19 protein-coding genes and 1 CRISPR repeat array are annotated in these 23,681 nt (G+C 69.2%); of the genes, 9 read left to right on the top strand and 10 right to left on the bottom strand.

Going from position 1 to position 23,681, the window contains the following annotated elements; translation table 11 throughout:
* Positions 1-118 precede the first annotated feature (118 nt).
* Both ACFVS6_RS05555 and ACFVS6_RS05560 read right to left on the bottom strand, forming a co-directional pair.
* The gene (locus tag ACFVS6_RS05555; RefSeq protein ID WP_389700882.1) at positions 119-556 is read right to left on the bottom strand and encodes a glutaredoxin domain-containing protein; all 438 of its coding nucleotides are present in this window, start codon (positions 554-556) and stop codon (positions 119-121) included.
* 180 nt (positions 557-736) lie between these two features.
* Positions 737-1,369: a TetR/AcrR family transcriptional regulator gene (locus ACFVS6_RS05560; protein WP_389700883.1), complete on the bottom strand. Its 633-nt coding sequence runs from the start codon at positions 1,367-1,369 to the stop codon at positions 737-739.
* Positions 1,370-1,500: 131 nt separating this feature from the next.
* Here ACFVS6_RS05560 and ACFVS6_RS05565 point away from each other — a divergent pair, with 131 nt between their 5' ends.
* Together ACFVS6_RS05565 and ACFVS6_RS05570 are read left to right on the top strand one after the other, a co-directional pair.
* The gene (locus ACFVS6_RS05565; protein ID WP_389700885.1) at positions 1,501-2,622 is read left to right on the top strand and encodes a serine hydrolase domain-containing protein; all 1,122 of its coding nucleotides are present in this window, start codon (positions 1,501-1,503) and stop codon (positions 2,620-2,622) included.
* 218 nt (positions 2,623-2,840) lie between these two features.
* Entirely contained in the window at positions 2,841-3,341 is a 501-nt protein-coding gene (locus ACFVS6_RS05570) for a hypothetical protein (protein WP_389700887.1), read from the top strand.
* Between the two features lie 727 nt (positions 3,342-4,068).
* Here the strand turns inward: ACFVS6_RS05570 and ACFVS6_RS05575 are convergent.
* The 7 genes from ACFVS6_RS05575 to ACFVS6_RS05605 all read right to left on the bottom strand — a co-directional run bounded on the left by ACFVS6_RS05575 (position 4,069) and on the right by ACFVS6_RS05605 (position 10,443).
* Positions 4,069-4,551 carry a GNAT family N-acetyltransferase gene (locus ACFVS6_RS05575; protein WP_389700889.1) on the bottom strand — a complete coding sequence of 161 codons (483 nt, stop codon included), beginning with the start codon at positions 4,549-4,551 and terminating at the stop codon, positions 4,069-4,071.
* An 834-nt stretch (positions 4,552-5,385) separates the two neighbouring features.
* Positions 5,386-5,994, bottom strand: coding sequence for a hypothetical protein (locus tag ACFVS6_RS05580; RefSeq protein WP_389700891.1), 609 nt, complete (start codon positions 5,992-5,994; stop codon positions 5,386-5,388).
* A 147-nt stretch (positions 5,995-6,141) separates the two neighbouring features.
* Positions 6,142-6,633, bottom strand: a complete 492-nt coding sequence (locus ACFVS6_RS05585) for a hypothetical protein (RefSeq protein ID WP_389700893.1) — start codon at positions 6,631-6,633, stop codon at positions 6,142-6,144.
* A gap of 150 nt (positions 6,634-6,783) precedes the next feature.
* Entirely contained in the window at positions 6,784-7,323 is a 540-nt protein-coding gene (locus ACFVS6_RS05590; protein WP_389700895.1) for a hypothetical protein, read from the bottom strand.
* A 1-nt stretch (position 7,324) separates the two neighbouring features.
* Positions 7,325-7,882 carry a matrixin family metalloprotease gene (locus ACFVS6_RS05595; RefSeq protein WP_389700897.1) on the bottom strand — a complete coding sequence of 186 codons (558 nt, stop codon included), beginning with the start codon at positions 7,880-7,882 and terminating at the stop codon, positions 7,325-7,327.
* Positions 7,883-7,957: 75 nt separating this feature from the next.
* Positions 7,958-8,758 (bottom strand): hypothetical protein, encoded by an 801-nt coding sequence (locus ACFVS6_RS05600; RefSeq protein WP_389700899.1) that lies wholly within the window; start codon positions 8,756-8,758, stop codon positions 7,958-7,960.
* A 293-nt stretch (positions 8,759-9,051) separates the two neighbouring features.
* Positions 9,052-10,443 carry a trypsin-like serine protease gene (locus ACFVS6_RS05605; protein ID WP_389700901.1) on the bottom strand — a complete coding sequence of 464 codons (1,392 nt, stop codon included), beginning with the start codon at positions 10,441-10,443 and terminating at the stop codon, positions 9,052-9,054.
* A gap of 1,102 nt (positions 10,444-11,545) precedes the next feature.
* Here ACFVS6_RS05605 and ACFVS6_RS05610 point away from each other — a divergent pair.
* Positions 11,546-11,722, top strand: a complete 177-nt coding sequence (locus ACFVS6_RS05610) for a hypothetical protein (RefSeq protein ID WP_389700903.1) — start codon at positions 11,546-11,548, stop codon at positions 11,720-11,722.
* 209 nt (positions 11,723-11,931) lie between these two features.
* On the opposite strand, the gene ACFVS6_RS05615 is transcribed toward ACFVS6_RS05610, so the two are convergent.
* Positions 11,932-12,429 (bottom strand): GNAT family N-acetyltransferase, encoded by a 498-nt coding sequence (locus tag ACFVS6_RS05615; RefSeq protein WP_389700905.1) that lies wholly within the window; start codon positions 12,427-12,429, stop codon positions 11,932-11,934.
* A 486-nt stretch (positions 12,430-12,915) separates the two neighbouring features.
* Positions 12,916-14,779: direct repeats of the CRISPR family, unit length 29 nt; unit sequence GGGAACATCCCCGCAGGTGCGGGGAGCAG.
* A gap of 564 nt (positions 14,780-15,343) precedes the next feature.
* On the opposite strand from ACFVS6_RS05615, the gene ACFVS6_RS05620 reads away from it, so the two are divergent.
* From ACFVS6_RS05620 to cas6e, 6 genes are all read left to right on the top strand, one after another.
* Positions 15,344-15,562 (top strand): hypothetical protein, encoded by a 219-nt coding sequence (locus tag ACFVS6_RS05620; protein ID WP_389700906.1) that lies wholly within the window; start codon positions 15,344-15,346, stop codon positions 15,560-15,562.
* Between the two features lie 134 nt (positions 15,563-15,696).
* A complete protein-coding gene (casA, locus tag ACFVS6_RS05625) occupies positions 15,697-20,238 on the top strand; it encodes a type I-E CRISPR-associated protein Cse1/CasA (RefSeq protein WP_389700908.1) in 4,542 nt (1,513 codons plus the stop codon).
* Complete coding sequence (casB, locus tag ACFVS6_RS05630; RefSeq protein WP_389700910.1) at positions 20,235-20,981, top strand: type I-E CRISPR-associated protein Cse2/CasB; 747 nt, start codon at positions 20,235-20,237, stop codon at positions 20,979-20,981. The genes casA and casB overlap by 4 nt, the downstream gene beginning before the upstream one ends.
* Entirely contained in the window at positions 20,978-22,204 is a 1,227-nt protein-coding gene (gene cas7e / locus ACFVS6_RS05635; protein ID WP_389700912.1) for a type I-E CRISPR-associated protein Cas7/Cse4/CasC, read from the top strand. The genes casB and cas7e overlap by 4 nt, the downstream gene beginning before the upstream one ends.
* Entirely contained in the window at positions 22,201-22,977 is a 777-nt protein-coding gene (gene cas5e, locus ACFVS6_RS05640) for a type I-E CRISPR-associated protein Cas5/CasD (RefSeq protein WP_389700914.1), read from the top strand. The genes cas7e and cas5e overlap by 4 nt, the downstream gene beginning before the upstream one ends.
* Positions 22,977-23,681, top strand: a complete 705-nt coding sequence (gene cas6e / locus ACFVS6_RS05645; RefSeq protein ID WP_389700916.1) for a type I-E CRISPR-associated protein Cas6/Cse3/CasE — start codon at positions 22,977-22,979, stop codon at positions 23,679-23,681. The genes cas5e and cas6e overlap by 1 nt, the downstream gene beginning before the upstream one ends.

Below are 23,681 nucleotides of genomic sequence, written 5' to 3' on the forward strand. Positions count from 1 at the left end.
CGTCATCGAACGCCGATGCCGGAACGCATGCCTCGAACAACAGCGCGCTCGTTGCCCCGGGGCGGCACTGGGCCGGTTTCTGCGCCGGCAGGACGCCAGGCCGCCCCCCCCGCAACCTTCACGCGGAAGGGGAGCACTGTTCGCGCACCCAGTCGGGATCGGGGTTGGTGTGCGGCCGGCCCGCCACGACGACGGTCGGCACGGTCTCGTTGCCGTTGTTGGCCGCCCTCACCGCTGCCGCTGCTGCCGGGTCCCGCCAGATGTTGACCCAGTGCACCTGACGGGCGTGCCGGCCCAGCCGGATGCGCAGTCGTATGCAGAACGTGCAGCCCGGCCGCCAGAAGACGACCGGGCGGCCGTCGACCGCGCTGCGGCGCTGCGCCTCCAGCGCACCAATGGATCTCGGGAAGACAAGAGCCGAGTTCACGCCTGCGAGCAGCACGAACACCAGCAGGATCGATGCCGCTCCGCCGGGGCTACCGCTGACGAGCAGCCCGGCCGAAACGAGTGAGCCGCAGACCACGAGCAGCATCGGCAGGATCCAAGTGCGCGTCATGAGGACGCAGACTACCGAGGGGTCGAAAAGCTCCTCGAACCAGGCCGCCGCTCACCCGCGCGGTCGCAGGCCGCACGACCAGCCGTCGTCCGATCATGCGCTCCGATCAGGTGCCTCGATCATGCGCTCCGATCATGTGCTTCGATCAGGACTCGGGTGACCGCGGCGGGGGCCGGATACCTAACCGAGCCGGGCGCGTCGGCAGGTGCCGGTGAACACGCGGCGGATCCGCCCGTCCAGGGCGGTGAGGATCGCCGGTCCCGGTGTGCCGTCGGGGTCGATGTGTGAATGCAGGGCCAGACCGTCGGCGAACGCGACGATTTGCAGGGCCTGGTCGGCCGCGTCGATCCCCGGAGCGACCTCGCCGCACTCCGTCCCGTTCCTGATGGCCCGGGCGACGCGCGCGCGGATGCCCACGAGGGTCTCCCGTTGGACGGCGGCAAGAGCCGCGCTGTGCGCGGCTTGATCCGCGAAGGCGAGACGGACCAGGAACTCGGTGCGGCGGGCGTCGTCGAGCGGTAGGAGCTCGGCCAGCGCATGTCGCAGCATCTCGGCGACGGTCCGGCCCTCGGCCTCGCCCCGGTTCACCAGCTCGTCCACTCGCGCGGTGAACCGCCCGTTGACGCGGGTGAACGTGGCCAGCAGCATCTCGTCCTTCGCCGTGAAGTAGTGCTGCACCAGGCCGACGGACATGCCCGCTTCCGCGGCGGTCCGCGCGACGGTCACGGCGGTGAGGCCGTGCCGTGCGATCAGGCGTTGGACGGCGTCGGTGATCTGCCCGTGGCGGGCGTCATGGTCGGCAACTCTCGGCACGTGAGTACGGTATCGCGTGCTATAACCGTATGGCCATATTGCTACCGGAGGGGGTCCGTGCAGTGATCCGCATACGCTCAACCCGCCTGTTAGGGCTTGGACTTGCCCTTGCTCTCCTGCTACCACCCGGCATGGCGACCGCAGGTCAAACCGCTGGAGGACAGGCGGCCGGCAGTCGTCGTGACCCGGCCCTCCAGGCCCTCGTGGACCAGGTGGTCGCCGACCCGAACCCCAACCCCGGCGCCTTTCTGCTCTCGCGCCGCGGCTCGGACGACCGTTTCGGCGCGGCGGGAGTCGCCGACCGGCACGCCGGCACGCCGATGGCACCGAACCTGAAGTTCCGCACCGGAAGCGTCACCAAGACCTTCACCGCAACGGTCGTCCTGCAACTCGTCGCCGAACACCGGTTGCGCCTCGACGACACCGTGCAGAGCCTGCTCCCCGACCAGGTCCGCACCGACAACGCACTGTCCGGTACCCCCATCACCGTCCGTCAACTGCTCAACCACACGAGCGGGCTCCACGACTACATCGACGGGCTGCTTCCCCACTTCCGCCGGCTCGATCAGTACTGGCCCCGCGACCAGCTGATCGGCATCGGTCTGGCCGAACCCCGGTACTTCCCGACTCCCGGCACCCGATTCCGCTACTCCAACACCAACTACCTGCTGCTCGACCTGATCGTCGAACGGATCACCGACCGCGACCTGCGGACCAACCTCGAACGCCGCGTCCTCGCCCCCCTCGGGCTCCGCGACACTTCGTACCCGCTGGCGCGGAACGTCATCGACGGAGCCCACGTACGCGGCTACGCGGACGTTTCGTCGCTGCTGCCGAACGCGCCGGACGCGACCCGTTTCGACGTCACGGCGTTCAGCCCGTCCGAGGCGGGCGCGTCGGGCGCCCTGGTCACCACCGCCGCCGACATCTCACGCTTCTACCGGGCCCTGCTGCAAGGACGTCTCCTCCCCCCGGACCTGCTTCACGCGATGCTCACCGACACGGTCCCCACAACCGGCGCCGCCCCGCCAGCCGTCGCCTACGGCCTGGGCATCCACGTCTACGCCACCGCCTGCGGCCCGGCGTACGGTCACGGCGGCAGCGCACTCGGCTACCTCACCTTCGCCCTCAACAGCCGCGACGGACGCGACCAACTCGTCGCCCACACCAACTGGAACTCGTTCACCGACACCGGGATCGACACGGACTTCTGGACCGCCTTCCAGCGCGGATACTGCGGTGGGGCAGGGTAGGCCCGGGTGGACCGGGGTGGACCGGGGTGGACCGGGGTGGACCGGGCGGCCATCCGGCGCCGGGTAGCACGGGACCGGCAACCTTCAGGGCCGGCCCACCAGCCCCCAACCGTTTCGTACGGCCTCCGTGACTGTCCCGCCGGGCGTGGTGTGCCCCTGACTCCACGGTCAAGGGAAACGGGGGTGCGTTGAGTCGTCGTGCCGGGCAGCATGGCGGGGTGACAGACCTGCTGTGGGACGACGTGAGTCCTTTGTTCGACCCCGACTTGATGGGCTCGTTGCCGGACGTGCGTGTCCCGGATGCCTCGGTGGAGGACTGGCAGGCGGTCCTCGACCTTGTCGTGGAGAAGGGCTGGAGGTACCAGTACTCCGAAGGAGGAAGGGTACTTCCGGTGCCTCGGGCGGAGGCCGTGCTGTCCCGGTCGGAACATGCCGAGTGCCCGGACCTGCGGGTCTGGCCGACTGCCGATGTGTTGGCAATCTTCCGATTTCGTTCCGACGATGAAGTCGACTTCGATGTCGACCTGAGGGAGTTGCAGGGCCAGGATCGACTCGATGTGTTCTGCGGTTTCCTCCGGGAGATCGGGCGGCGGTTGGGCAAGCCGGTGCTGATGGACCCGGAAGGCGACTCCGGCCATCCGGTGCTCGGCTTCGATGTCCAGGCCGATGGAGTCGTTCTCCTCGCGGCCCCGTGGACCCGTGGACCCGCAGGCCCGTAGACCGGTCGGCCCATGGACCCGCAGACCCTTGGACCCGCAGTTCAGAAGGCTGGAGCAGGTCCAGGTCCAGGTCCGGTGTTGGTGGTCGGTGGTACGGGGATGCCGGCCTGAGTCGTGGGCGCGCTGCTACGGGAGGGACTCACCACGGTGGTCGTGTCACGTGGGTCGGCCGGTCCGCCGGCATTCGAGAGCCACGGCGCGGCCGGTGGAGTGCTGGTGCCGGTGAGCGCGGATTACACCGAGCCCGTCAGGTTCGCAGCGGCGTTGAGTGATGCCGCCGCACCCACGGCACCCGCACCCCGACCGCCCGAAGCCCTCAGCCGTGCGCGCACCGCGGCGTCGTCCTCGGGTTCACCGGGCGCGGGTCGAACACCCGATGGCTCGACCACGAGGAGATCAGCGAAGGCGTGCTGACCGTGCTCCGGGCACCTCGCGACGGCGGACTCCACCTGGTCGGCCGGGTCCGCCCCTGGGAGGACCGCCCCCGAGGTTGTCTTCCATCCGCCAAGATCTGCCGGGCTTGTCGATGGCCCCGGGGGTCTCGGGGCGTTTGACGTTCTTGCCGCCTTCGTAGCGTGGTGCCCGGTACTTGTTTCTCGGCGCCAGGTGGCCTTTCGGGGCCGCCGCCACGGGGTTTGGGGACGCCGGTGGGGCAGGCGAGGCGAGCACGGATGTTCCTGAACTCCCGGCAGTGCCGGCGAACGCCCGAGCGGACGCCCCATCTTGCTCACAACGCGCTCTCCTCGGCAGCCGGGGTCGGGAAGCGGGTCATGCGCATGCAGGCAGGGTCGGCCGTGAAGCCGAGCGTCTCGTACAGCGAGGCGGAGCCCTCGCTCGCGTACAGCTCGTACAGGGTGACTCCGTCCCTCTCCAGGTGGTCGAGGAGGGCGGCGAGCGCCGCCCTGGCGTGGCCGCGGCGGCGGTGGTCGGGATCGGTGGCCACGGCGTGGATGCGCACGGCCAGCCCCTGGGGGTACTTGGGGGCGGGCAGGACGGCGTGGATGAGGCCGAGGGCGCAGGTGGCCAGTCCGCCGGTGGGTGAGTCGATCACGTAGGCGCGGGCGTCACCACGGGGCCGGAGCCGCAGGGCGAGCTGGTCGGCGCACCGGGCGAGCCACCCGCTGTCGAGCGGTTCGGACAGGATGTTCTCCGAGCGCAGGCGGGAGATCTCCATCGCGTCGAATGGTGTGGCCAGTCGGGGCTGGTGCACGCTGTTGTCCTTCCGGAGAGTGGCCGGGGGTGACTGACGGCGGGAAGCGGTAGCCGGGTGCGTCGGCCGCGTTCGGTGAACTCGGGGTCGTTGTGGGTGGTGCCGGATACCGCATCGAGGGCCGACCTACCGTTCTGTGGCAGCTCCTCGGCGTGGTGTGAGTGGCTCCGCCGTATCCGTCGAGGTGGGTGCCGCGCGGATCGGATCGTCCGTTCCAGGTGTCGCTCGGGGGAACCATGTCCCGAACGGTGCCGGCGTACTCCGACAGCTCCAAGTCGAACGGCCCCGGCTCGCCATCCGGAACGAGGGGGTGCGGGCCGTCGTCGCGGATCGACGACCAGAATGCCCGGGCGGGGGAGCGTCCCGTGCCGTTCTCGTTGGACGCTGGTAGGAGGAGTGCCGTGTCCCAGTCCAAGGCGGAGGGGAAGGCCCTGACGCCGACCGGGACGCGAGGGTACGAAGGGGCCCGCGTCCCCGGCGGACTGAAGGACATCGACCACCGTTGTCGTATCAGGCGAAACTCCGTGTCGGTGGGCAGGTCTCGGACGACACCCACGGCGACGCCGCCCGGAATGAGCCGCGCAGGACCGTCAAGTGCGCTGAACCGGCCGCACCGCCGATGGCGCCCGGTTCGGCCGGCTCGGCGAGAAATTCGGGGGAGAGTTCGGACAGGGTGGGGCCGGCCCATGGTGATCGGCCCTTGCCCCCGGGGGCGGGTCGCGGGTCCTTCCCGCGGCACCGGCTCCTCGTACCTCACGGCCGGGCGGTTGCCCGGCCCGACCGATGGTGGCGGTGCCCCCCCCGCCGGCTGTCGACCCGTCAATTGCGGATCTGTCAGCTGTTGATCCGAAGGAAGCTGTTGATGGCCGTGACGGCGGCTCGTGGGTCGTCGGCGTGGCAGCGGACCGTGTGAACCTCCGTGCGTGTTCCCAGGAGACTCACCGCGATCACCGGTTGGAGCAGTTCGACGGTGATCGAGGTCTGCGAGGCGACGGCCAGCTCCAGCACGCCGTCCTGAGGCCTGTTCGCGTCCGGGAACCGGAGGTCGTGGCGAGCGGACGCCACCTTGTCCATGGGTATCCACAGGTCGAGGGCCGCACCGCGTCGCACCCGGAGCCCGTGCGGCCCCACGACGTGGGGGCGTGTGACGGCCGCGGCGTGCAGCCCCGTGACCAGGCACACCGTGTAGAGATCGAGGAGGAGCATGATCAGATGGGCGACCGGGTACGCGGCGAGCATGAACGACACGCCGACCGTCTCGACCACGAACACGAAGATCAGCCCGTACGCGGTCGGCGCCTGAGCACGTGCGTACCCGACAGGAACGTCGCCGGCCCCCACCCCGTCCGTGCGCCGTGCCACCCATAGCCCGAGGCTCGTCATCCACCGTCCCTCGTGGGCCATCAACCGGCGTGTCCTCGCGCCCAATTCGTGGATTCCCATGCGTCCCAGTGAATCAGAGGCCTTCGGACTCTTCCGGGGGTGAAAGGGGACTCCGGTTCCGGCCCCCCCCCCGGGCGCGCCCGCCGGGGAGGGTGGTCTGGCGGCCGTCCCACTTTCGAGGCGGGACGGGCACCCACGACAGCACTGTCATGCGGCTGCGGACGTGCGCCAGATCTGGACCAGGCAGTACTGGTCCAGATCCCCCAGCTTGTCCTCGAAGCCCGACGGCATTGGCAGCGTCTCTCGTACCCCCGCCAAGGGCGACGTGAACGGCCCGCGTTCCCGGTTGAAGATCCACTGCCAGCGCATCCGGTACACGCCGGCCGAGGGCAGGATGAGGGGGACGGGCCACTGCCCTTGATCGATGGTCTCCAGCGCGAGCTCGCCCTCAGGAAGCTCCACTTCCACATCCTCGGCCCCGGACCAGGAGGCATCGTTCGTCGGGGCGGGCGTCGTCCAGCTCTCCAGTCGTATCCGGGCCCGGCCCACCTGGGGCGGTACTTGCAGGTACACCATTCCCGGCGCGGAAAGCAGCCATCTCCCGCGATCCGCGTCCGGCGAATACGTGTCGACGCTCGTATCGACCAGACCGAATATTCGATAGCTCGGCGAAACCGTGGTCTCGAAAGCGTCCAGCATTCTTCCCAAGGGGTACCTCACAGGTCGTCAATCCGGTCGCTACCCGACCGGGTACCGATGATGTCCATGATCGGCGCGGCCGGGGATCGGCGACACCGCGTGCGTCAAGACCGTGGGCGGCCGGAGCCGATCCGCTGTGCCCCCCGGGACTCAGTTGGAGACCACGTCGTTGCACGCCGGCTCGACGTACTTCTTCGTCAGCTCGGCCTTCCAGTGCTCGGCCAGCGCGGCGGCGGCCTTGCCCCGTGCCGGCCGCGCGAACACGACCGCGCCCTCTCCGGCCTCGGGGAAGACGACACCCTCCGCGTACTGGCCCGGGGGTAGCTGCTGGACCGCCACCTCGAACTGGCTGCCCGGCTCCAAGGGCCGGTTGCCCTCCTCCGTCGGCGCGGTGCTCTGCGTGATCTGCGTCTGCCCGGGCAGCGTGCCCTTGAACACGTTGTCGGTGCGCACCGTGAACACCTGGACCCCGTCGGAGTCCTCCACCGTCTCGTTGTAGAGCCTGCCCTTCCCCAGCACGGTGACGAGGGCGACGACGTCGGAATTGCGCAGCACCGCGGCGTCCGAGGAGAGGTCCGTCGAGCACAGGCTCTCGGTGCTCGAAGCCGCGCGGTCGTAGTACAGGAACCCGCCGGTCGCGGTGAGGACCGCGACGGCGCCGCAGGCCCCGAACAGAAGTACCTTCTTCATCTCAGCCCCAGAGCTTCTTGTGGTTGGCCTTGTCCGCGTCCGTCGGCCGGTTCATCGAGATCCTGATCTCTTTCCACATCAGGGTGGCGACCTTGCCCTCCGGTTTGTGGCACAGGCCCAGGGCGTGGCCCAACTCGTGGAGTGCGACGTGACGCTGGTAATCGGCGTCCTTGCCCATCCGCTGCTTGTTGAACACGATGTAGTCGGTGAAGCCGGGCGCCGCGCGGTACCGGTACTCCCCGACCGGCGCGTCCCTGCCGCTGCCGAGGTTCTCGTCGCGGAACTCCAGGTCGTTGACGGTCGTGGCGCTGTCGCCGAGGATCTTGATCCTCGCGCCGCCGTACTGCCAGGCCGAGATCGCGAACCTGCGCGCGTCGTCGTAGGCGGTCTCGTCGGTGAAGCGGATCTCCCCGTCGTCGACGGCCGACCTGTCTCTCGACTCGGACTCGCCCTTCACACAGGGGAGGGGATCCGCCGCGTGGGCCGGCGACGGAGGAGCGGCGGCGAGCACTGCGCAGGCCGCTGCGACGGAGAGCAGTGGTAAGCGTCGACGTTTCACGCACCGCATCGTATTGGCTACACAGGGTGCGCGTTCGCGCGCTCCATGGTGGGAGGGTGCCGAGGAGGGTCGTCGTCAGTGGGCCCAAGGCAGGCGAACGGCCTCGACCTCGGAGTCGTTCAACAACGTTTCGATGAGGGCCGGAGAACCGGCGATCTTGGTGGCCCACAGGTCGTAGTCGGTGCACAGGACCCAGGAGCGGTCCTCGGACCAGAGGTTGGACGGGCTGAAGTCGGCTTCGGACCGGTCGTACAGGACCTCGGCATCGCCGAGCCGCCCCGCACGCACCTGAAGGTTGTCGTAGTCGTCCGCTCCGAGCACCAACGGGCTGTGGTAGGCCAGGCAGCGGGTGTCGGGGCCCGCCGGACCGTACTCGATGAGCAGGGTGATCAACCGGCTCCACGTCTCACGATCCAGGCTCCCCTCGGTGGGCGGGACGGTGCCCAGCGGCCAGCTTCCCTCCTTCTTGGCCGATGGGAAACAGCGATGGGAGGGCATCAGCCCGTCCGGCACGATAGGGTCACCGGTCCGCCGCGCGAGCTCGGTCCAGCGCAGCCGCCGCCAACCGGTTCCGGGGTGCCGGGCACGGCCCAGACCCCCACCCGTGGTGATGCTCACCTCGTCGAGATCGATGCCCCCGACGATGTGCGGCCGGGCGCTCCCGTCGGCAAGACCGGCCCGGTGGTACTCCTCGTACGACACGTCGACCGGCCCCCGCTCGTGCTCGTACATGGCGTTGAGCACCCACGCCGCGTCGGGCATCGCCGGAGGCATGAACCCGGTCAGGCCGTCGCCGCACAGCTCCAGCAGCCAATCGCTCGCCCCGGACGGCGCGAGCGGCCACAGGCTGGACATCGGGTTCGGTTCCTCGGACATCCGCTCATGGTCCCAGGTTCGGATCCGCCCTTCGGCGAGGGGCCGACATGACGCCGCCCCCTGTGGCACGAGCTCAGGACGGAGCCCGCTTCCGGCCGGCGGCGTTGTACGCACGTCGCCCTTGCCCGGGCCGACAGGGGCTCTCCGGTCGCGACCGTCAAGAGCGCCCGTACGCCACTGGGGTTACAGGAGATGCCGAGCTTGCCGACCGCGCCGGTCGAAGCCATGACGAACGGCCTCGACCAGCGCTTCCACAGCGGCCGCAGCGGGGCGGCGTCATGGAGATCAGGGCATCAACGGCCGGGGACGCTCTGCCACAGGATCTCGTTGCTGTCCTTCTTGTACAGGGTGAGGTTGCCGAAGCTCACGACCAGCCGGGCGCCGGGGTTGCCCCAGGTACCGGTGGACCACAGCGCGCCGCCCTTGCCCTCACCGCCGTCCTTCTTGTAGATGACGAAGTTCCCGTCGGCCTGCATGCGGGCGTACGCCCCGGGGTTCCAGCCGTTGGGGTAGGAAGCGATCACCGCATTGGTCTCGGAATTGCGGAGGGTGAGGTTGCCGCCGGATTCCATTGCGGCGCCCCCGAACGTCTGGCCGGAGCCCAGGTTCTGGCCGGCCGCCAGGGTGTCCGAACCGTGTGCCCACGTGTTGGAGGCCCAGGCGGCGGAGCCGTTCTGGCGGTAGAGCACCAGGTTGAGGTCCGCCTGGAGCTTGAGCGTCGCGCCGGGGTTGCCCCAGGTGCCGGTGGACCACAGTGCGCCGCCCTTGCCCTCACCGCCGTCCTTCTTGTAGACGACGAAGTTCCCGTCGCTCTGGAGGGAGGCGTAGGCGCCGGGATTCCCGTAGGTGTTGGACGACCACAAAGCCGCGCCGGATTCCGAGTAGAGGACGAGGTTCCCGTCGGCCTGCATGATCAGCGAGGCCTTGCCGTGGGCGTAGAACACGGCACCCGGGTTCAGACGCCCACCCGACGGAAGCGTCGGGTACGCCGGGTCGCCGTAGGACAGGCGGCTACGAAGCCAGGAAGCGGCGTTGTCGGTCCGCGTGACGGTGACGTTGGTGGCTCCGGTCGCCGGACCGCCCAGGCAACCCGCCTGCGCGAAGCCGCTGACGATGCCGGTCAGGTAGCGGTGGCCCGGCTCCGACTGGATCAACGGGGCACCGGTGTCGCCCGCGCAGAGCGAGTCGGCCGAGGAGTTGACGCGGGCGCTCATGTCGGCCGCACCGATCTGGCCGAGCATCAGGCCCGTGTAACGGGAGCGGCTCGGAGCGGCCTCCGTCGCCGTACGGCCCCAACCCACGACGGTGTGCACCTCTTCGAACACCGGGGTGTCCGACGCGGCCACGTGCAGCACGGGGGCCCCGAGGATCCTGGCTTCGAGTTGCGCCAGGACCAGATCCCGGCCGCCGGGGGCGGGATCCAGGCTGACGATCTTCCGGACCTGGGCCGTGGCCAGGTCGTCGGTACCGGCCCAGACCTTGGCCGCCATCGCCGGCTTGCCGCGCAGCAGGGCCGCACCGGGGCGTTCGGCGAAGCAACCGGCGGCGGTGACGACGAGATCGTCGCGGACGAGGGCACCGGTGCAGACGCGCTGCCCGTTGCCGATGTCGATCTTGACGGTCTCGGCCCAGCCACCGATGTTGGACGGGTTGGTGACGATGGCCTGCGCGGGTGACGCTGCCAACAACCCACAGACGCCGACAGATGCCGCTGCCGTCATGAGTGCAGCCGTGCGCGCGAAGGAAATTCTCACTGACCCCCCTGGTCATCAACGTGAAACGGCGCCCAGTCTGCACACCGGTGTCGCACGGTGCAAAGAGTTTGTTGGCACAGGGACACCGCGCACGCCGGACCCCCCGTCAAGGACCCCGGCCGCCTGCGGGCCCGGTCGGTCCGTGATGACCAAAACCGGGCCGTCCCCGAACTGTCGGCGTACCTCCCCTCCGAGGCACGGACGCACTGGATGCGGAACTGCACGAGTTCGGCGGCGGCCCACGGCGTCGCTTGCTGACGGTCGACGACGAGCCGGCCTTCGCGCTGAGATTCCCTTGCGGAACGTGCCCGCTCCTCTTCCGCCGACTGGAGACCACCCGGGACAAGCTGTCGCTGGAGCGCACGCCGGAACGGCTCACCGGAGCACCGGCCGAACCGACGACAGCGGCGTGATCGATGCGTTCGTGCGTTGTTGCCGTTGGGCGAGCCTCGCCGAAGTGGACCGCGCCCGGCTGCCTGCGCTGCGCGCCCAGTCCCGCTCCGCCCGAGCGACCGGCACCCCATGCTCCTGGCGCGCCTCACGCGCGACCTGGCTCGAATGTCGAGGCGGCCGACGAGGCCCGACAGGTCAAGGCCCCCGACTGATACGGAGGGACCGGCGTCCTACGAGCCGTCCGGGCTGTCCAGGTTCTGAACTGCGGTTGCTGTCCGTCGAGGTGCGACTGTGCAGAATGATTGACCGGGCCAAGGGGAGTGAAACTGTGTGGAGTGCTGGACCTGTCGACGAGGCTGAGGGGCGTGGAGCCCTCCTGCGACTGGTGAGGGGGTCGGCTCGAAGCGATCGGGCCGAGGCCATGCTGCTCGTGTGCACCACGTGCGGCTCGGAGGAGTTCGAGCTCAACGGCGAGTGCTGGTGCTTCGGCTGCTGCCTGCCACTGGGCCTACCGAACGGCTGGGAGGCCGGGTTCCCCGGACAGTACGCGTGGAGGCTTGAGCCTTCGGACACCCCGTTGCCCTCATCGCCGTCCGGTCCGGGAATCCAACCCGTCATTCGGTGTCCGGAAGGACACCGCGTGTTCGAGACCGCCATCGCCGTCGCTCTCACCGCCGGTCGCAGGATCTGTGGTCTCACAGTGGCCCTGAGGTGTCCGGATGACGGGTTGCTGCACCTGTACATCAACAACGCGCGCGTGGTGCCGACCGGGAGCGAAACGAACACGTTCCCGATGGCGATCTCCGACCTGACCTGACCCGAACTGACCTGACGTGTGCTCGTGCGTGGTTGGCGGCGCGGCGCCGGGGCTCGATCCATGAGCGCGTTCGTGTGGTTTCGCGTGGTGTGGAATGGCTCGTGTGACGATCATCGGCGATCGGCGGCTCCCAACCGGCCTGCTGGTTCGGCGCGGACCACTGAACGATCATCCGGGCGCGCAATGGGCCGACGGGCCGCCGCTCGACCTCAGTCCCGCCGCTCGTACTCGACCTGCGTAAGGACGTGCCCCTCGCCGAAGTCGCAGTCCCGTGCGGCTCCGCTCTCGCTGAAACCGGTCTTCGCGTAGAAGCGCCGGGACTGCGGGGTGTCCCTCAGGGTCCACAGATGTACCTCGGTGAACCCATCGGCCCGTAGCTGCCGCAGCGTCTCGGCCATCAGGGCGGCGGCGATGCCGCTGCCCCAGCTGTCCGGGTGGTTGTAGAAACTGAGGATCTCGGCGGCCCCGGGCCTGGTCTCGGACGGCGCGAACGAGGACAAGGCCTGCGGCCGATCGCCCAGCTCGGCGACCAAGATCTCCGGCGTCGCCCGCGCGACCCGCTCGTGCCAGCGGGTGCGACGGCTTTCGACCGCTCGTGCCGCGAACTTCGCCTCGAAGAAGGGGGCGTACGTCCTTTCCCAGGCCGCAGCGTGGATTTCACCGAGAACGTCCCCATCGTCAGCCCTGGCACGACGACATTCGATCATCCACTCACCCTACCCAACAGCCCTGCCGGAAAGTCGGCGACGACCCATTGCCGCCCGGGAGACGGCCATCGGCCGCCCGCCCTACCATGAGCCGAGCTGGACGAGGGCAAGCCCAAACGACGCCCCGCACCGGATCGGCAGTCCGAAACGGGCCCTTGACGTACGAGGCCAATACGTTGGCGGCAGCGGCAGCGGCGGCGGCCCGGCCCGAGCGGACCGCCCGGAGCAGGAAGCCGCCACCCACAGGCGAAAGGCACGCGGCGTCCCAGCAAGGTCGATCGGGCACACAACCGTCAGGAACTCGGCTTCCGCGGTGGCCTGCCACCGCACTCCGACCTGGTCGACCATCGCGAGTGTCACATCGCCCGCCGGCGCAGTGCCATGAGTATGGATCGAGGGGTCCGGGCCGAGCAACGAGGACAGCACTCCCGAGAACCCGGATGGCGATCGCCCACGGGATCCGAATCGTTTACGACAGGCCATTGTCGGGGCCACTCTGCGGGCGCGGGGAGCAGTTGCCGTTCGGGTCCCGATATCGGGCCTGCCAGGGCGGACCATCCCCGCGGGTGCGGGGAGCAGCGCCCAGCCACTGGGCGACGTTGCACGAGACGGCGGGAACATCCCCGCAGGTGCGGGGAGCAGCTACGTCTGCGACACCCCGAAGGGTGACCGTGGGGAACATCCCCGCGGGTGCGGGGAGCAGCTGCTGAAGGGACGTCGCGTCACGCAGTTCTCGGGAACATCCCCGCGGGTGCGGGGAGCAGAGGCCCCCGTTCCCTCCAGCGTTCCGGGCGAGGGGAACATCCCCGCGGGTGCGGGGAGCAGACGGAGGTGGCCGACGCCGAGCCCCGGTAGACGGGAACATCCCCGCGGGTGCGGGGAGCAGTACCTCGGCGTAGAGGCTGAGCAGGGCCGCGCGGGAACATCCCCGCGGGTGCGGGGAGCAGCCCGATACCGCGAGGCTGGTCACGATCCACGTGGGAACATCCCCGCGGGTGCGGGGAGCAGGACGCCATGGAGCGGGCCCGCCAGGCCAACCAGGGAACATCCCCGCGGGTGCGGGGAGCAGGTGACGATCTGGCATGAGCAGATCATCGACATGGGAACATCCCCGCGGGTGCGGGGAGCAGTCGCCGAAGGGCGTGTGGTGCGAGAACGGGACGGGAACATCCCCGCGGGTGCGGGGAGCAGCAGCACATCACCCCCGCCAACGTGGCGGAGGTGGGAGCATCCCCGCGGGTGCGGGGAGCAGTCGTAGAGCGACGCCAGGAGCGTGGTCCCGTGGGGAACATCCCCGCGGGTGCGGGGAGCAGACCGAATACGAGCGGGCGGTCGGACCGTTCCAGGGAACATCCCCGCGGGTGCCGGGAGCAGCAATGGGCTTGAAAGCATTGGCTTTCATGGTGAGGAACATCCCTGCGGGTGCGGGGAGCAGATGCCGGCCTCCGACATCCACGCGTAGAGGGTGGGAACATCCCCGCGGGTGCGGGGAGCAGGTGTACTCCCACGTCGCGGACCGAACGAGCTGGGGAACATCCCCGCGGGTGCGGGGAGCAGCGGACGGCAATCGCTCTGTGCGACGGGTGCCCGGGAACATCCCCGCAGGTGCGGGGAGCAGGCCCTCGGCCGCGCGGAGGAGTTCATCCGCGTGGGAACATCCCCGCAGGTGCGGGGAGCAGTGATGTCCCGAACTACCGGGCCAATCCTGGCAGGGAACATCCCCGCAGGTGCGGGGAGCAGGCACTGAGCGCACCGGTAGCGGTACACGCGCTGGGAACATCCCCGCAGGTGCGGGGAGCAGGTGCTGGGACACGTCGATGGAGAGCACGGCGAGGGAACATCCCCGCAGGTGCGGGGAGCAGTCCGCCGTGTCCGAGCCGGCCATCCTCCGGATGGGAACATCCCCGCAGGTGCGGGGAGCAGGTTGGGTGACTCGGGCGGCGTCGGCCTGCTTGGGGAACATCCCCGCAGGTGCGGGGAGCAGTCGTCGGTCCAGATCAGGGCGTGAATGTGGGAGGGAACATCCCCGCAGGTGCGGGGAGCAGGTCGCGCTCGCCTCGGGGGCGTTCTCTGTCACGGGAACATCCCCGCAGGTGCGGGGAGCAGTCCGTCAGCGGGTGTCGTGACTCTGGGGGGTTGGGAACATCCCCGCAGGTGCGGGGAGCAGTCCTCTTCGAGCTGCTGACCCGTAGCGACGTCGGGAACATCCCCGCAGGTGCGGGGAGCAGGAGTGGAGCGACGACAAGAGCGATCCGCGCGGGGGAACATCCCCGCAGGTGCGGGGAGCAGACCCACCCGGTGAGCCGGACGCCGGCCGCTCCGGGAACATCCCCGCAGGTGCGGGGAGCAGGCTTGCTGAACTGCGATTTTATGCTGGCAAGGCTTTCGTTTCACTCACTTTCGCTGAAACGGTCATATGCTGTCGAACCGGCCTCTACCTCAGGCGGGTCCGCTCCCCGGGCCGTCAGGCCGCCGCCCCGCTGAAGTGCTTGGTGGCTCGTATTGCGTGCATCGGCTGCGCGGTGCTGGGGCGCTGGGTACTGTTCTGGTGCTGGAGGCGAGCCGGTGTGGTCCACCGGTTCGATGTTCCCCGCCGACTCGTGGGGATGACCCCTGTGCGTGTTCAGCACATCGATGCTCCCCGCTCCGGTGGGGATGGGTGACACCTGGAGAGATCCTCTTCTTCGGGTGAGGCAACTGTGCATGTTCCTCACACCAAGATTGAGCTCAAGTTCGTTTAACAAGACGAGACTTGGGACCCCTGTCGATGCGCTACGGTCATGTGTGACGGCCCGGCAAGGGCCTCGAAGTCGTCAGACATCCGAGCGAACCTGCGCGTCAGCGCGCAGGCCGAGCCCACCCGTCGACCAAGACGCAGGAGTGGGCTCGATCCTGATTCGCGAAGGAGAAGCGAATGTTTGGAAGCTTACTTCGGAAGGTCTCCCTGGTCATCAACGGGCAGCAGCCACAGTCGTGGCTGCTGCCCGTACTCGTTGCCGTGCTGGCGGGGGGTGCCGGTTCGTCGGTGCCGGTCGATGCCTGGATCCGGGGCGGCACCTTCGTCACCGTGGTCGTGATCGTGGTGCTCATCGTCGCGCGTCGGTCACCCACACGGGTGATTGCCGGGGAATGACGTTCGAGGCGTGGCCTCTTCCTTGATCATGAGCGGGGTCCCTCTGTCACGGAGTGGGCAGAGGGACCCCGCTCCCTCGGAGGAAGCCGGCGCCGGCGCCGGCCGGCAAGTACCGGAATCCTGGGGGGATTCGGATGCATCACGACGCGCCGCATTGGAGCGCGGGGCTGACGACAGCAGCGCGCTCCGTGTGGGCCAAACATGATCGGAAGTCGGAGAAGTGGCTCCAGCTCTGGAGGCACATGGCCGACTCGGCCGCCATGGCGGAACGGCTGTGGGACCAATGGCTTCCGCTGAACGTGCGCGTGCTGGTCGCGGAGTGCCTCCCCGGAGGGGACGCGGACGCCCGAGCCCTCGCGGTCTGGCTGGCCGCCGTTCACGACATCGGCAAGGCCACTCCGGCCTTCGCCTGTCAGGTTGAACAGCTGGCCCAGAACATGCGGGACAAGGGGCTGGACATGCCGTCGTCGAAGCAGTTCGGCGATGAACGCAAGCGCGCCCCGCACGGGTTGGCCGGCCAGGTCTTGTTGGAGGACTGGCTGAAGCGGCACGGATGGGCCCCCCGTGCCGCCATGACCTTCGCGGTCGCGGTGGGCGGCCACCACGGTGTGCCTCCCGGGCACGAAGCATTCCCCTTCCTGCACCAGCACACCGAACTGCTGCGGACCCCCGGCCGGAGCGAACAACTCTGGGCGGGAATCCAGACGGAACTGCTCGACGCGTGCGCTGCGGCGTACGGGGTTCAGGACCGGCTGCCGCACTGGCGCACCGTCAAGTTGCCCCAGACCGTGCAGGTCGTACTCGGCGCAGTCGTCATCCTGGCCGACTGGATCGCCAGCAATCCGGATCTGTTCCTGCTCTACCCCGAGGAGCGGCCCCGCGGCGAAGCGCAGCGGATCGAATCCGCGTGGCGCGGCATCGAGCTTCCTCGGCCCTGGTTCCCCGCCGAGGTGACCGCGAGCGCCGGCGAGCACTTCACGGCCCGCTTCGCACTCCCGGGACCCCGACCGCTCCAGGAAGAGGCACTGCGCCTGGCGCGCGAGGCCGAGTCGCCGGGCCTGATGATCATCGAGGCTCCGATGGGGGAGGGGAAGACCGAGGCCGCGCTCGCCGTCGCCGAGGTGTTCGCCTCGCGGACACGGGCCGGAGGATGTTTCATCGCCCTGCCCACCCGTGCGACGGCCAACGCCATGTACGGCCGCATGCGCAGCTGGCTGCGGCGCCTTCCCGGTGGTGAGGAACGCACCGAACCCACCGAACACACCATCTCCTTGGCGCACTCCAAAGCCTTCCTCAACGACGATTTCGCCCGTGACCTGCGTGCCGGCGCCCGTACGATCGCCGCGGTCGACATCGACGGGGCGACACGCTCGATGCGCTCCGAGCGGGCCGACCAACGTGTCGCCGCGTCCGAACTCGTGGCGCACCAGTGGCTGCGGGGTCGTAAGAAGGGCATGCTGGCGCCCTTCGTCGTGGGCACCATCGACCAGTTGCTCTTCGCCGGGCTCAAGAGCAGGCATCTGGCTCTGAGGCATCTGGCCCTGGCCGGCAAGGTCGTCGTCATCGACGAGGTCCACGCCTATGACGCCTACATGAACGAGTACCTCGAACGTGTCCTGAACTGGCTCGGGGCGTACAGGGTGCCCGTGGTGATGCTGTCCGCGACCCTGCCGGCGGGCCGCCGGCAGGCACTGGCCGTGGCGTACGCCGGCTCAGCCGACGGACGCCCTGAACTGGCCGCAGCCCACTCCTATCCGTTGATCAGCCTCGTGTCCGAGGGCCGCGCCACGATCACCCGCACCCCTATGGCGGCGGCCGACCGGCGTACCGAGATCCGGGTGGAACACCTGGACGACGGCCTCGGTGCCCTCGTGGACCGTCTGGAGAGCGAATTGGCCGGAGGCGGTTGCGCGCTGGTGGTCCGCAATACGGTCGACCGCGTGCTGACGGCGGCCGAGGTCCTGCGGGAGCGGTTCGGGGCCGACGCGGTCACCGTGGCGCACTCCCGGTTCGTGGACCTGGACCGGGCACGCAAGGACGACGATCTCGTCAACCGGTTCGGACCGTCCGGCACGCGACCGGAAGATCGGCACATCGTTGTCGCCAGCCAGGTTGCCGAGCAGTCGCTCGACATCGACTTCGACCTTCTGGTGACCGATCTGGCCCCCGTCGATCTGATCCTGCAACGCATGGGGCGCCTGCACCGGCACCGTCGGGGCGAGGGCCAGTCCCATCGACCCGTCCGGCTGCGTCGTGCCCAATGCCTGATCACCGGCGTCGATCGGACGGCGGAAACCCCTGCCCCCGTGGCCGGGTCGGACGCCGTGTACGGAAGCCATGCCCTGATGCGCTCACTGGCCGTACTGCGGCCGCACCTGGCCGGCCGTCCGGTCGTACTGCCCGACCACATCAGTCCGCTCGTGCAGCAGGCCTACGATTCCTCCTCGCCGCCGGTGCCCGAGAGCTGGGCCGAAGCCATGGACACCGCACTGGCCGCGCACGAGCGGACCATGGCCGAGCAACGCCGGCGAGCGCAGACGTTCAGGATCGACGACGTCCGCAAGCCCGGACGCTCACTTGTCGGCTGGCTCGACGCGGGCGTCGGTGATGCCGACGACAGCAGGTCGGGCCGCGCTCAGGTCAGGGACGGTGAGGAGTCCTTCGAAGTGCTCGTCGTTCAACGCCGCCGCGATGGTTCGTACGCCACGCTCCCCTGGCTGGAACGCGGCCTCGGGGGGCTCGATCTGCCGACCGACGCGGTGCCGCCCCCGCGGGCGGCGCGGGCCGTGGCCGCGAGCGCGCTGAGGCTCTCGTACCACTTCTACCGGCCATGGCTCATCGATCGCGTGATCGACGAGCTGGAGAAGTTCTGCCCCGAGGCCTGGCAGGGCAAGGAAAGCCACATGCTGGCCGGGGAGTTGTTCCTCGTCCTCGATGAGGATTGTCAGACCCGGCTGGCGGGCTTCGACCTTCGATACAGCAAGACCGACGGCCTGGAAGTCGTTCCGGCCAATACCCAGGATGTGAAGTTGGTGAGAGGCGTGCCGGGTTTTGACCTGGTCTCCCGACCATGGCTACCCGTTCAGTTACGGGACGGAACAGCAGCGGAGTTCTCCCTGAAGGAGGTCTTCGCGCGAGCCGCCGACATCCGGAGGCTCGTGGGTGACGTTCCCACCCAGGAATTCGCGCTGATGCGCCTCCTGCTGGCCATCCTCCACGATGCGGTGGAGGGGCCCGAGGACATCGATGTGTGGCAGGAGCTCAGCGAGAGTGCGGAGCCGTTCGCCGCGGTCGGCCCCTACCTCGATCGCCATCGCGAGCGATTCGACCTCCTCCATCCCACGCAGCCGTTCTTCCAGGTGGCCGACCTGCGGACGCAGAAGGACGAGGTGGCCTCCCTCAACCGCATCGTCGCCGACGTTCCCAACGGCGAGCCCTTCTTCACGATGCGCCAACCCGGTGTCGAACAGCTCCCCTTCGCCGAGGCCGCCCGTTGGCTCGTCCACGCCCACGCCTTCGACACGGCCGGGATCAAATCCGGTGCCGTGGGCGACCCACGGGTCAAGGGAGGCAAGGGATACCCGCAGGGAGTGGGGTGGGCCGGGAACATCGGAGGAGTGTTCGTCGAGGCGGACGATCTGCAGCAAACCCTTCTCCTCAACCTCGTCGCTTCCGATTCCCACGGATTCGTCATCGACAAGGACGATCGGCCGGCCTGGCGTCGTGAACAGTGCGGACCCCAGGTCCAGAGCGACCTGGTATCGAGGCCCACCGGGCCCCGTGACCTGTACACGTGGCAGTCCCGCCGCATCCGGCTCCACCACGACGGGCAGGCCGTCCACGGAGTGGTCCTCTGTTACGGGGATCCCCTGCCGGCCTTCAACAGTCATCAGCGCGAACCCATGAGCGGGTGGCGCCGTAGCATTCCGCAGGAGAAGAAACTCGGCCTGCCTCGGGTGTACATGCCCCGTCAACACCATCCGGCCCGCTCCGCCTGGCGCAGCCTCGATGCCCTGCTCACCTCCAGAACGGAGGAGGGGACCCTGCAAGGGGCGGAGCCCGCGAAGTACCTTCGGGCCGGCGTGCTGAAGTGGATCGCCGAACTCATGCACGTGGGACTGCTGCCCTGGCACACGCTCATCCGTCCTCGGCTGATCTGCGCCGTCTACGGAACGCAGCAGTCGGTCATCGACGAGGTCGTCGACGACAGCGTGGCGATGGCAGTGGTGCTGCTGCACGAACGCGACCAGAAGTACGGGCAGGCAGCGATCGGGGCGGTCGAGGACAGCACCAAGGCCGTCAACGCGCTGGGAGACCTCGCAGCCGACCTCGCCCGGTCGGCGGGGCGCCTCCCCGAGCCTCCGAGTGACTCCGCTCGCGACCTGGGCTTCGGCCTGCTCGACGGCCCGTACCGGCAGTGGATGGTAACCCTGGACGGCTCCGAAGAGCCATCGGCTGCCCGGGCCGGCTGGCAACGGACCACGTACTGGATCGTGCGGAAGGCCGCCTCCGGGCTCCTGGCCGACGCAGGCGAGCGCGGTTGGCTGGACACCGCCGGTTCCGAACGGGTCTTCCTCTCACGGCTCAGCAAGGCCCTTCCCCACCGTCACTCCGCTCCCCCCGACCCGGCAACACCCGGGGAGGAGAACGAGCCCGTCAAGGAGACCGTGCAATGACACAGCCCGCGCCGCCGATCCCGGCGCCCGCAACACCGCCTGAGCCAGAACGGACGTCGGGGCCGGCCTCCACGACCGCCAAGGAACTCGGACCCCTGCGCAAGGCCGTGGCGCAGCACGTCAGGACGCTCCAGCACGCCTATCACCGGGACAGCCCCCAGGCCGTCCAAGCCCTCGCGCGGCTCCGTCGAGGGATCGGCCGTCAGGCCAACGAGACCCCCGACCTGTGGGGACTCGTGGGCATCGAGGCCTTCTACTCCGCCCAGCCGGACGGCCACCGGTTGACCGATGCCGAAGCCCTGCGCGCCGAACGTGCCGCCCACGTGGCCGTGACCCTGTGGGCCCTGCACCAGCAGTCGCAGCGTTCCCACCGCATGCACGTGGATGACGGGGTTTCCCTGGGAACCGCCGTCCGCCGACTGATGTCCGGCACCGAGCGCGACGAGCCGATCCAGAAGCGGTTGTTACGAGCCGGGACCGCCACGACCTTCGACGTGCTCGGCCAACGGCTCCGCGAACTGGTCGTCCTGCTCCGCAAGGCCGAGATCCCGCTCGACTACGGCCTGCTTGCCGAGCAACTCGACCAGTGGCAGCAGCCCGGCGGCCCCCGCCTCGTCCGGCAGGCATGGGGGCGCAGCTTCCACGCCTTCCGCCCCCGTACCGCTTCCGGAGCGCAGCAGGGCGACGCACCCGAAGTGCCCGACACCGGCGCCAACGAGATCGAGACGAAGGACCAGACATGAGCCGCACCATCCTCGACGTACACATCCTCCAGACCGTTCCGCCGAGCAACATCAACAGGGACGATACGGGCGCCCCCAAGAGCGCCGTGTACGGCGGAGTGCGCCGCTCCCGCGTGTCCAGCCAGGCGTGGAAGAAGGCCACCCGCAAGGCCTTCGAGGAACTGCTGGATCCCGCGGAACTGGGCGTACGGACGAAGAAGGTGGTCGAAGCCCTCACCCACCGCATCCAGGCCCGTGAGGAGTCACTGACCACGGACGCCGTCTGGCCGATGGCAGCCGAGATCATCAGCGCCGCCACAGGAGCCAGGATCGAGGCATCCGTCCGCGGGTCCGCCAAGGCGAACGGGAAGGGCAAGGCGGACAACGAGGACGACGCGCCGCCGGAGCCTCGAGCCCCGCAATCCTCCTACCTGCTGTTCCTCAGTGCCCGCCAACTCGACGGCCTGGCGGAACTGGCCATCGAGGGCCTCGCCAGGAAGGCAGAGCCCAAGGTGTTCGTGAAGGAACCCGGTCTGAAGGCGAAGGCCAAGCAGATCGCGGCCACGCGGCACTCCGTCGACATCGCCCTCTTCGGCCGCATGGTGGCGGACACCACCGACATCAACGTCGACGCCGCGGCCCAGGTCGCCCATGCCCTGAGCGTGCACCCCGTGGACCTGGAGACCGACTACTTCACCGCGGTCGACGATCAGAACAGCGATGCCGAATCCGGTGCCGGGATGATCGGTACCGTCGACTTCAATTCGGCCACCCTCTACCGGTACGCGGCCGTCGACATCGATCAGCTGACCAAGAACCTCGATGCGGGCCTCGCCGACGGCGAACGCAGCGGGGAGCCGGTCCGCCGCGCCGTGGAAGCGTTCGTCGAGGGCTTCGCCCTCTCCATGCCCACCGGCAAGCTCAACACCTTCGGCAACAACACCCTGCCTGACGCCGTCATCGTCAAGCTCCGGTCCGCCCGCCCGATCAGCTTCGTCGGCGCCTTCGAGAACCCGGTCGCCCAGGACACGGCCGACGGCCACGTCCGCGCCGCCTGCCAAGCCCTGGCAGAACACATTCCGGCAGTCGAAGGTGCCTTCGGCGCCCCGGCCGAACGCACCTGGATCGTCCGCGTCGGCAAGCAGACCCAGGACCTCGCCCCCCTGGGTGACGAGGTCAACCTGCGGGAACTCGTCACCCAGGTCGGACAGGCCGTGGAGGGCCAGCTGGAGAAGCGTGGATGAGCGTCCTGGCCCTCCGCCTGGCCGGACCCCTGCAGTCGTGGGGATCGTCGGCCCGCTTCGCCCGCCGCACCACCGAAACGGCTCCCACCAAGAGTGGTGTCATCGGCTTGCTCGCCGCCGCACTGGGCCGGGAGCGTACCGCCGACCTGTCCGACCTCGCGGCACTGTCCTTCGCCGTACGGATCGATCAACCCGGCACCCGACTGCGTGACTTCCAAACGGCCCATCATGCCGACACCGGCAAGGCCATGCCCGTATCGGAACGCTTCTACCTCGCCGACGCCGTCTTCGTCGCGGCGGTCGCCGGGGAGGACAACCTCATCCGTTCCCTCCACGAGGCAGTGCGCGCCCCCGTCCACCTTCCCTACCTCGGGCGACGGTCCTGCCCACCGCAAGGCCCGATCGACCTGGGCACGAGGAGCGGCGACGACCCGACTGCCGTACTGCGCGACGAACCATGGCAGGCAGCCGACTGGCAGAAGACACTCCATCAGCGCCGGGCCGTCGTCCCGCTCTCCCTCCTGAGCGACTCGGTCGGTGGCGGGCCGCTGGGCACCGTCCTTCGCGACCAACCGCTCAGCTTCGCCCCCGAACACCGCCGCTATGCGCTGCGCAACGTCGTGACGACGACGGTCGACATCCCGAATCCCGGATTCCGACCTGCGCCGCAGCGGTCCAAGGGCAGGCATGACGCCCCCGTACAGGTGCCTCGCCACAACCCCGAAGCCCTCCTCACCCCGCTGCCCCCGCAGTCCCCGTTGGACGGTCACTGATGTTCCTGACCCGATTCCGCATCAACACCGCGCGCCAAGGAGCCCGCCCCCTGCTGTCCTCGCCGCAGCGCATGCACGCCGCGGTGATGTCCTCCTTCGCCGGGGCACTGCCCGGCGACGACAACGCCTCGCGGATCCTGTGGCGCCTGGACCGCAACGCGCGGGCAGAGGTGCTGCTCTTCGTCGTCAGTGAAGAGCGCCCCGACCTCACCCACCTCGTCGAGCAGGCAGGATGGCCCACCACCGCCACCTGGCAGACCTACGAGTACAAGACCTTCCTGGACGGGCTCACCGCCGGCAGTACCTGGGCCTTCAGGCTCACCGCGAATCCCGTCCACAACGTGCGCCGCACACCCGACGAGCCCCTCAAGCGGACCGCGCACCGCACGCCCCGCCACCAGATGGGCTGGCTGCTCACCCACCAGGAACATGCAGGGTTCCGCGTCCTGGAGACCCCTACGGAGCGACGTCGACTCCAGCAGGGCGACGAGCACCAGCTGACCGTCCGTGACGAACAGCGCCACCAGTTCGGCAAGACCGAGACCGGCACGGGCAGAGCCAACCGGGTGCCCCTCGTCACGGTCACCTTCGACGGCCGCCTGGAAGTCACGGATCCCGTGGCCCTCCGGCGCACCCTCACGCTGGGACTCGGCAAGGCCAAGGCTTACGGCTGTGGCCTGATGACACTCGCCCAGGCCGGGTGA

Source organism: Streptomyces sp. NPDC057939 (assembly GCF_042887545.1).
In the GTDB taxonomy this organism is placed as follows: Bacteria; Actinomycetota; Actinomycetes; order Streptomycetales; family Streptomycetaceae; genus Streptomyces.